Source organism: Blautia intestinihominis, from assembly GCF_040096655.1.
GTDB classification, from domain to species: Bacteria; Bacillota; Clostridia; order Lachnospirales; family Lachnospiraceae; genus Blautia_A; species Blautia_A intestinihominis.
Window position 1 is genome coordinate 1 of the sequence record NZ_JBBMEI010000099.1, and the last position, 9854, is coordinate 9854.

Here is a 9854-nt window from a genome sequence, read left to right on the forward strand (position 1 = left end):
GTGAAGCCCCCCTCAAGATGAGATATCCCATCCGAAAGGAGTAAACCCCCTTGAAGACGACGAGGTTGATAGGGCAGAGGTGGAAGTGCGGTAACGCATGGAGCTGACTGCTACTAATAGGGTGAGGGCTTGACCAAGAAAAGCATGGTCAATTGATTCAGAAATGTCAACATGTATGTGGTTTTGAAGATACGAAAAGAAGAAGCTAGAGCAAAATTCGCTCTAGCTTCTTTTTTTTAATTCTCTTTTTCCCCTTTTCCTCCAATTTCCCCCAACCCACAGGGCGGCGCAAAGCACGCCCGTCCCCACACTAAAGCCGCGTGGCCAAGAAGGGGGAGTCTGAGGGGGAACTTCGGCCTTCGCAGACTCCGAGATACCTTCCCCCTCAGGATTTCGCCGGATGCGCCAGCATCCATTTAAATAAAATAAAACAAATAATCACCGACAACAACGACCCACAAGCCGTCGCAATCCCCATAGGAAACAACGTATCCGGAAACCACAACGAAGTCAGATACACCCCTGGTATCCTCACCAGGAGAATCGACATGATATTATGCAGGAAAGAAAATCCCGACCTTCCATAAGCACAAAAATACCCACTAAAACAAAAATGAACCCCCGCAAAAATACAATCAAAAATATATCCCCGGATATACTGACTTCCCAGCACAACAACCGTCGCATCCGAAGTAAACAACGACACCACAGGTCCCACAACAAACTGTATCACAACAGCCACGATCACCCCAAATCCAGCCGCGATCAAAATTCCATAACGAAGCGTCCTCGAAGCACGCTCATGCTTCCGCGCCCCAATATTCTGTGCACAAAGAGCAGAAACCGTAGAAAGCATAGAAGAAGGAACCAAAAACAAAAAGCTGATGATCTTCTCCACGATCCCCACAGCCGCCGCCGTATCCAATCCACGTCGATTGGCAATAACCGTGATCACAATAAAAGAAACCTGGATAAATCCATCCTGCAGCGCAACCGGAATGCCAATATTCAGAATTTTCTTCATAAATCTATGATCCGGACGAAAATCCTTCCGCGACAAAGAAATCCCGGTTTCCTTTTTCATGATCACGATCAGTGCAATGACCACACTCACAAGCTGCGACAAAGTAGTACCAAGCGCAGCCCCAACCGGACCAAGGTGTAAATATCCCATAAACAGATAATCCAGCCCGATATTCACCACACACGCAATTGCAATAAAATACATCGGACTTTTGGAATCCCCGATCCCACGAAAAATCGAACTGATAATGTTATACGCCGTAATACATGGAATCCCAATAAAACACACCGTAAGATAAGCCACAGTTCCAGTTACCGCTTCCAAAGGGGTAGACATCACAGATACAATTGGATGAACAAGAAGAAGCAGGATCACCATCAGCCCAACAGCAACAGCCATAAACAAAGCAACCGTGTTTCCAATCGTCCTGGAAGCACTTTTTTTGTCCCTGGCACCGATTGCCTGTGCAATGGTAACCGTAGAACCCATGGCAAGGCCGACGATCATAACAGTGATCATATGCATAACCTGGCTGCCGATCGAGACAGCAGTAGTACTCGCGACCCCCTCAAACTGACCAATGATAAAAAGATCAGCCATGCCATATAAAGTCTGTAGAAAATAAGATAAGAGATATGGCAGTGAAAAATAAATGATATTTTTCAGAACACTGCCGGAAGTAAGATTTTTTTCCATAAAATTATTGACTCCTTTCCATCTGATTTTAAACATTACAATGGTTGTAGAGTCAATAACTTTTTTACATTACCGCTTTAAATTTACGAATACTGATATAATAACTGACGACAAGAAGCACTGTCGCTCCCGTCCATGCGGCAATCTCCGCATAAAAAATCCCATTCTGTCCGACAAGTTTCGGAAGCAGCAGAGCAACACCAACCCGGACAAAAAATTCCACAACACCACTCAGCATAGGAATCATCGTATTTCCAAGCCCCTGCAGCGCAGAACGGTAAACATACAGGAAATACAAAATGCAGAGGCAGGAAGCCATAATGGACAGATAATGCCATGCAATGGCAAGCACCTGTTCCGTCTGTGCCGGGTCACCGGAAATAAACATAGAGAGCAGTGTTTTTCCAAAAAGAAACATCATGATACTGATAAATGCTGAAGTCAGAAATGCAAGAAAAGCACTGGCATGCACACCTTTTTTGATACGCCCGATCTTACCTGCACCAAGATTCTGCCCAACATAGGAAACCACTGCATATCCATAGGAGATCGCAGCCATCTCCAGAACACCATAAAGCTTATTCGTTGCAGTAAATCCGGCAACAAACAGAAATCCATATCCATTGATCACAAACTGTACAGCAAGACCGCCAACAGAAATGATCACATCCTGAAATAGAATCGGAGCGCCGAGTCCAAGAAGTTTCCGGTTCAGTCCCGGCACATGTTCAAAATCACTTCTGGAAGTATGTACAATATCGATTTTTTTCACCACAACGAAACAGTACAGAGCAGAAAAAGCCTGAGCAGTAACCGTAGCAAGAGCAGCACCGGCTACACCCCAGTGAAGCCCGGCAACAAAAACAAGATCCAGGACCACATTGATAACAGAAGCAATGAGCATAGCGATCAGAGGCGTTCGGCTGTTGCCAAGAGCACGCAGCACGGAGGCAAAAATATTATAGGCGGCAACGATCGGAATTCCGCAGAAAACGATCCTGAGATAGATCAACGACATCCCAATAATATTATCCGGTGTATTCAAAAGCACCAGGATCCATCTGGCAGCAAGCTGACTGACGATCAGAAGCGAAACAGCAGTGACCGCTGTAAGCAGATAACTGTGTGCAACTGCTTTCTTAAGGTCACTCCATTTCCGGGCACCATAATGCTGCGAGATCAGAATAGAAAACCCCTGCGTAACTCCGGTAGAAACGCCGAGTACCATCCACATGATCCATTCCACCGCACCAAGGGCAGCCAGAGCCTGAACCCCGGCAACCTGTCCGACAACGATCGTATCCACCATCGTATATAACTGCTGAAAAATATTCCCCAGCATCAGCGGCACTGCAAAAAGCAGGATCAGCTTCGCCGGGGAACCCTTCGTCATATCACGAACCTGATCTGACATAAAAAATCCTCCAATACATAAAAATAAAATCCACTTGCATCTGTCCTATTTTCACACGAACAGGCAACACTGTCAACTATAAGAACAGATGATTTTTCAGAACGGCAAATAAGGTATGATCGCTCTGAAATCCTCCGGCAGTGTTCCGGTCAACCTGATCTCATTTCCTTCAAATGGCTGCCAGAAGTATACCTTCCAGGCATGGAGAGCAGTGCGGGCAAAAGATGGCTGTACAGAAAAATTGTCCAGCTTTTGCTCATAGTACAAAGTATCGCCCAGAAGCGGATGCCCAAGTGCTTTCATATGGACACGGATCTGATGCGTGCGGCCCGTATTCAGGCGGAGAGATACCAGTGACCAGTTTGCTGTACTGTAAAGCGTACAGTAATGCGTAACTGCGGGCAGCAGAGAAGCATCAGTACTGCAATTATCGTCAGGAGCAGGAACAGCCTGCATCCGCAGTGGGTGGTCAGATACTTTTTTTACAGGAAAAGAAATGGTATGCCAGAGATCAGCAGGATCTTCTGGGAGATATCCAGCTACAACGGCAAGATATTCCTTACGAAAAACATGCTCTTCACGCTGTGCCTGAAGCCGCTGCGCCGCAACCTGATTCTTGGCAAACAGAATAATACCAGAGGTCTCTTTGTCGAGCCGTCCGATCGGGCGGACACGGACGGAGGCCTTTTTGTTTTGAAAATAAGCAGCTATCAGATTGGAAAGTGTGTCCGCATAATGTGCTCCGGACGGATGTGTGAGCATGCCAGCCGGTTTATTTACCGCAAGAATATCCTGATCCTCATACAGAATCTCAAGGGAAGAAAAATCGCCCGAAACAAGCTGTTCAGAAGCAGTTTCCGCAGTTTCCAGACAGACCTGGATTTCGTCACCGGGAAGGACAAATTCTGTGATCCGGCAGCGGATGCCATTTTTCTGAATGCCATCCGGAAGAAATTTGGCGCGGCTGATCTGCTTTTTTGTCAGGTGTCCCTGAGCACGAAGAACCTGACCGACGGTAGAAATGGCTGAATCAGACGGGACTGTAAAGCTGATATATTTTTCCATAAGAAGCGTTCCTTTATTATAAGTGAGATTGGGATTTTTATTCCAATATTCCCATATTGGTCGGGAGTTTGATATTTTTGTACGTGTGGAGCAGTTTTTCCAGTTCATAGATCGCAGGGGTCAGAAACTTGTTTTTGTGATAGACAAGCTTGAATTTGCGGTTCCATTCGCCATTCTGGTTATAAAAAACCCGGATCGTATTGTGCTGGATCTCATGTTTCATAAGCCGGAGAGACATGACAGAAAGCACCCGGTCATAAAGCACCGCATTCAGGAGTGTACGGGGACTGTTTGCCTCCCAGACTGTCTGAACAGAAATCTGATGCCTCGCTGCATAGTCTTCAAAAAGTTGCCGGGTTCCGCTTCCCTGCTCGCGCATGGCAAAAGATTCTCCGGCGAGATCCTGTACCTGGATACAGCTTTTCTGATAAAAAGGATGATCTTTACCTGCGGCAAGCACCAGGCAGTCATCTATGATCGGGAGAACGGTAAGGTCAGGAGAAAGAATCTCGCCTTCAACGATTCCGGCATCCAGTTCAGAACGAAGGAGCTTCTGTTCAATGTCCTTGGTATTACTCACATAAGAATGGACCCTGACATCCGGGCAGATTTTCTGTAGTTTCGGGATCAGAAAAGGAGTCAGGCACGTTCCGATCGTGATCGTGGAACCGAGTTTCAATGTGGAGGACTGTCCCTGGTTGAGCATCAGTTCTTCAAGCTGCTGGAACTGGCGGATCAGACTGCGCGCCTGCGGCAGAAGCAGATTTCCGCGTTCTGTGAGGTAAAGCTTTTTGCCGAGGCGTTCAAAAAGAAGCCCGTTGTAATGCTTTTCCAGCTCGCGGATCGCCTGGCTTACGGTAGGCTGCGATAAATACAGATGAGCGGCAGCTGCACTCATAGAGCCCTGGTCAGCTACTGCAACAAAAATGGTCAGATGTCGTATCGTCATTTTACATTCTCCTAATATAGAAAATACCTATCATTTCTATAAAATAATATCATTTTTCAAATACATACTCAAGTGGTATATTATGAATTATAAATGAAAAAAACATGGAATGAGGTATAGCGATGTCAGCATTAACAGTCAGCAAAGAAGATGAAAAAAGAGTCAAAGGAATGGGATTTCTGAACAACAGAGGAACCGATCTGTTTTCGGCACGGGTCCTTACGATAAATGGAAAAGTAACCGCAGCACAGCACCGCTGTATGGCAGAAGCAGCCGAAAAATTTGGCAATGGAAATCTACTGTATACAACGAGACTTTCCGTAGAGATCCAGGGAATCCCTTATGATAAGATTGAAGAATTCCAGCAGTTCATCGCAAAAGAAGGACTGGTGACAGGAGGAACGGGAGCAAAAGTCCGTCCGGTGGTATCCTGCAAGGGAACAACCTGCCAGTATGGACTTCTGGATTCCTATGCGATCTCCGAGGAAATCTACAAACGTTTTTATGAAGGATACAGTGATGTCGCACTGCCGCATAAATTCAAGATCGCAGTAGGCGGCTGTCCGAACAACTGTGTCAAACCGAATTTGAATGATGTCGGGATTATCGGACAGAGGATCCCGGAAGTCAACACAGATGTCTGCAAAGGCTGCAAAAAATGTGCGATCGAAGCCGCGTGTCCAAACAAAGTTGCAAAGGTCATTGATGGAAAGATCCAGATCGACAAAGAAGCGTGCAGACACTGTGGACGCTGCGTAGGAAAATGCCCGTTCCACACGATCGAGGACGGCACTTATGGATACAAGATCTACATCGGCGGACGCTGGGGTAAAAAGGTATCAAAGGGAAGAGCACTTGGCAGGATTTTTACGTCCAAAGAAGAGGCACTTGACGTTATCGAGAAAGCAATCCTTTTCTTCAGAGATAACGGAATCAAAGGAGAACGTTTTGCAGAAACAATTGAGCGGATTGGTTTCGAAAATGTGGAGAAAGAGTTGCTTGCCTGACCAATATCTGTTAGGATAGGGGAAGAGGAAATTTCAGCGAAAGCTAATACAAACTGGAGGCAATGATTATGGAAATAAAAGAACAGATTCATGGATTAACAGACGAAATGCTGACAAATCTCGGAAGACTGGTTGCGATCGATTCACAGCTTGGGACTCCGGCAGAGGGAATGCCTTTTGGCGAAGGCCCTGCAAAGGTACTTGAGGAAGCACTCAAGATTGCCGATGAACTCGGATTCAAGACCGTAAACCTGGACAATTACTGCGGCTATGCTGAGATGGGCGAAGGCGAAGAAATCGTCGGTATTGCAGGACATCTTGATATCGTTCCGGTCGGCGGTGACTGGACTTATGATCCGTTCAAACTTACCAGAGAAGGTGACCATGTTTACGGACGTGGAACCACAGATGACAAGGGACCGGTTCTGGAAGCTCTTTACGCAATGAAGCTTCTCCGTGATTCCGGAGTGAAACTCAACAAGAGAGTTCGTCTGATCATGGGCTGCAATGAGGAGACAGGTTCCAAATGCATGGAGCATTACAATGAAGTTGCAGAAGAAGTATCCTGCGGATTCACACCAGACGCAAACTTCCCGTGCATCCACGGTGAGAAGGGCATGGTAATGATGACAGCACATTCTAAGAATACCAGGATCATTTCCATGAACGGAGGTTTTGTTTCCAATGCTGTGTGTGATACCTGCAATACAGTCGTTCCGGCAGAAACCGGACTGAAGGACAAACTGGAAGCAGCTTTTGCAGAAACCAAACTTCAGGAATACAAAGTGACAGAAGAGAACGGCGAGATCAGCATTTATGCAAAGGGAGTTCCTGCGCATGCTAGCACACCGACTCTTGGTGTCAATGCGGCAGGTGTGACATTTGAATGCCTTGCCAAAGCAGGATTCGAAGATGACTTTGTGAAATTCTACAATGAACATATCGGTACAGCCTGTGATGGCTCCGGTCTTGGACTTAAGTTTGCAGATGAATTTGGTGAGCTGACTCTGTGCAATGGAATCGTCAAGACAGAAGATGGAGTGATCTCCAGTACGATTGATATTCGTGTACCGGTTACTCTCAAAGCAGACGAAGTCCGCAAGATGTGTGCTGACAGACTGGAAGATGAGAACGGACGCATCGAGGTTCATATGATCGGTGATGCACTGTTTTTCCCGAGAGAATCCCCTCTTGTAAATGCTCTGTACAAGGCATACGTAGATGTTACAGGCGATACAGAGAACAAACCGATGGTGATCGGCGGTGGAACTTACGCGAAATCACTCAAAAACATCATCGCATTCGGACCGGAAATGCCGGGGATCGACTACCGTATCCACGGCGCAGATGAGTTTATTCTTGTATCTGGAATGGAAGAAGCTGTGCTTATCTATATGGAAGCGATCAAGAATCTTCTTGCAATCTAACCAGATCAACTGCTATTTGGTTATAAGCAAGTAGCAAAGCGGAGTGCGAATATCCGCTTGACTCAAATGAGGACATGGTGAAGTTTGCCATGTCCTTTTTATTGTACAGACCTAGACATAAAGTTTCCGGGAGTGAGAAAAGTGACAAAAGACGAATGGTACAAACAGCTTTTTGAAAATCTGGGGAAGTCGACATTCCGAAGCAGATTTCATCTGAAGCAGGTGGACATTGATTATATCAACAGCAAAGGGCTGGACAAAATAGAAGAACATGCGCGCGATTTTATTGTAAAGCGCGAAGCACCGGCAGTGATCCCAAACGATGGAAAACAGACCCCAATGCGCGGTCATCCTGTATTCATCGCACAGCACGCAACAGCGACATGCTGCCGTGGCTGCATTAAGAAATGGCACAAGATCCTGCCAGGGAAACAATTGAGCCAGGTGCAGCAGGACTACCTCGTGGACGTGATCATGACCTGGATTCGGCAGGAGATGGAACTGTTTCAGGACAGACTGATAAGGTAAGGAGTGCAGACATGCGATCAATGAAACCCGACAGGGATATTTGCGTAAGAAAAATCAAGATACCTTCTGAGGGCAGAAATATTCCGGCACTTGTCCTTTCGCCGAAGAAAAAGACGGATAAAACGCCGGGGATTTTGTGGATTCATGGTGGCGGATATATCGCCGGAATGAAAGAAATGGTTCATATGTCAAGAGCGGTGGATCTTGTCAAAAAATACGGAGCAGTGGTCTTTTCCCCTGGCTACAGAATGGCTTTCGAGACTCCGTATCCGGCGGCACTGGATGACTGCTATGATGCACTTTTGTATTTGAAAAATCATGCAGATGAGCTGGGAATCAGAACGGATCAGATCATGGTCGGTGGAGAAAGTGCCGGCGGCGGGTTGTGTGTCGCTGTATGCATGAAAGCGAGAGATACAGGGGATGTGAAGATTGCTTTTCAGATGCCATTGTATCCAATGCTGGATGACCGGGATACGGAAACATCCCGGGACAATCACGGCAAAGTCTGGAATACACGGAAAAATCATTTCGCCTGGAAAATGTATCTGCGAAATACTGACAAAACCAAGGTACCGATCTATGCTGCTCCGGCAAGGTGCACAGACTTTTCCGGTCTGCCGCCGGCCTACACGTTTGTAGGAGATGGAGAGCCGTTTTTTGCAGAAGCCGTGCGATACATACATAAACTGAAGAAAAACAACATCCACGCAGAACTGGACATTTACCACAGCAACATCCACGCCTTCGACATGATGTACCCGGAACTGGAAATCAGCCACCAGGCAGCAGAAAAGTTCAACCGACAGTTTACATATGCGAAGGAGCATTTTTTCGCAGAGCAATAGAAAATGAAGAGAGGTAGCTTTGAGGTGTATTAAAAGGAATAAGAAAGGTGCTGGAAGAGTGAAACCATGACTGAGACCATGTTCATGTAATGTTCCGGGCACAACCCAGGTCAGAACTAAGTAAGTTTATTAATGCGTATAAAAGTGCCAGTAGCAGACTGTTGAAAAAAGAATATCCACAGATAAAAGAGAAACTGTGGAAAGAAGCATTCTGGAGCCAGAGTTTTTGCCTGCTGACTGCAGGTGAGGCACCAATAGAAGCAATCCGTCAGTATATAGAAAGTCAGGGTGAGAAAGATAAACCGGGCAGTAAAAATAAGGATCTATCCAAATAATGAGCAGATAATTCAGATAGAGAAAACAATCGGCTGCTGCCGTTTTCTTTATAACCAGATGCTTGCAGATAAGATCAGTTATTACCAGAAAGAAAAAAAGATGCTGAAAAATACACCGGCCGGATATAAAAAAGAACATCCATGGCTGAAAGAAGCAGATTCTCTTGCACTGGCAAATGTGCAGAGGAACCTGGAAGGAGCCTTCCGGAAATTTTTTCGGGAACCGGAAGTGGGATTTCCAAATTATAAATCAAAAAAACATTCCCAGAAATCTTATACAACGAATATAGTAAATGGAAATATCTGCCTGCAGGAAAAGTCTCTGAAACTGCCAAAGATGACACCCATAAAAATAAAACTTCATCGTTCGATACCGGAGTGCTGAGAAAAAGCTTGCCCGGGAACAGAGAAAACTTTCCAGATGCGAAAAGGGCAGCAGGAACTACCAGAAACAGAAGAAGAGGGTTGCATTATGCCATGAAAAGATAAAGAACCAGAGGAAAGATTTCCATCATAAGCTCAGTCATGACCTTGCGGAGAAGTATGATGCGGTATGTGTGG

Annotated in this window: 10 protein-coding genes, 1 rRNA gene and 1 pseudogene; 8 read left to right on the top strand and 4 right to left on the bottom strand. The window is 45.9% G+C overall.

Annotated elements, in window-relative coordinates:
• Positions 1–137: ribosomal RNA gene (locus WMO75_RS17550) — 23S ribosomal RNA — on the top strand; the annotation flags it as partial.
• Between the two features lie 248 nt (positions 138–385).
• Here WMO75_RS17550 and WMO75_RS17555 read toward each other — a convergent pair.
• From WMO75_RS17555 to WMO75_RS17570, 4 genes are all read right to left on the bottom strand, one after another.
• Positions 386–1720 carry an MATE family efflux transporter gene (locus tag WMO75_RS17555; RefSeq protein WP_349078624.1) on the bottom strand — a complete coding sequence of 445 codons (1335 nt, stop codon included), beginning with the start codon at positions 1718–1720 and terminating at the stop codon, positions 386–388.
• A gap of 64 nt (positions 1721–1784) precedes the next feature.
• Positions 1785–3134, bottom strand: a complete 1350-nt coding sequence (locus WMO75_RS17560; RefSeq protein WP_022213410.1) for an MATE family efflux transporter — start codon at positions 3132–3134, stop codon at positions 1785–1787.
• A 96-nt stretch (positions 3135–3230) separates the two neighbouring features.
• Positions 3231–4199 (bottom strand): RluA family pseudouridine synthase, encoded by a 969-nt coding sequence (locus WMO75_RS17565; protein WP_349078625.1) that lies wholly within the window; start codon positions 4197–4199, stop codon positions 3231–3233.
• Positions 4200–4236: 37 nt separating this feature from the next.
• Positions 4237–5148, bottom strand: coding sequence for a LysR family transcriptional regulator (locus tag WMO75_RS17570; RefSeq protein WP_022213412.1), 912 nt, complete (start codon positions 5146–5148; stop codon positions 4237–4239).
• A gap of 122 nt (positions 5149–5270) precedes the next feature.
• Between WMO75_RS17570 and WMO75_RS17575 the strand changes: the two genes are divergently transcribed.
• From WMO75_RS17575 to WMO75_RS17605, 7 genes and pseudogenes are all read left to right on the top strand, one after another.
• Positions 5271–6155, top strand: coding sequence for a ferredoxin-like domain-containing protein (locus tag WMO75_RS17575; protein ID WP_022213413.1), 885 nt, complete (start codon positions 5271–5273; stop codon positions 6153–6155).
• Between the two features lie 68 nt (positions 6156–6223).
• Positions 6224–7582, top strand: coding sequence for a M20 family metallopeptidase (locus WMO75_RS17580; RefSeq protein ID WP_173906338.1), 1359 nt, complete (start codon positions 6224–6226; stop codon positions 7580–7582).
• Between the two features lie 141 nt (positions 7583–7723).
• A complete protein-coding gene (locus WMO75_RS17585; protein WP_291580304.1) occupies positions 7724–8110 on the top strand; it encodes a DUF4186 domain-containing protein in 387 nt (128 codons plus the stop codon).
• An 11-nt stretch (positions 8111–8121) separates the two neighbouring features.
• Positions 8122–8958, top strand: coding sequence for an alpha/beta hydrolase (locus WMO75_RS17590; RefSeq protein ID WP_118699579.1), 837 nt, complete (start codon positions 8122–8124; stop codon positions 8956–8958).
• 74 nt (positions 8959–9032) lie between these two features.
• Positions 9033–9293: pseudogene (gene tnpA, locus WMO75_RS17595) on the top strand (IS200/IS605 family transposase); the annotation flags it as partial.
• On the top strand, positions 9247–9678 hold the full coding sequence (locus WMO75_RS17600; RefSeq protein ID WP_291580306.1) for a helix-turn-helix domain-containing protein: 432 nt from the start codon (positions 9247–9249) through the stop codon (positions 9676–9678). The pseudogene tnpA and the gene WMO75_RS17600, both read left to right, overlap by 47 nt.
• Positions 9656–9854, top strand: a 199-nt coding sequence (locus WMO75_RS17605; protein WP_349078626.1) for a transposase, incomplete at its 3' end; no start/stop codon positions are given. The genes WMO75_RS17600 and WMO75_RS17605, both read left to right, overlap by 23 nt.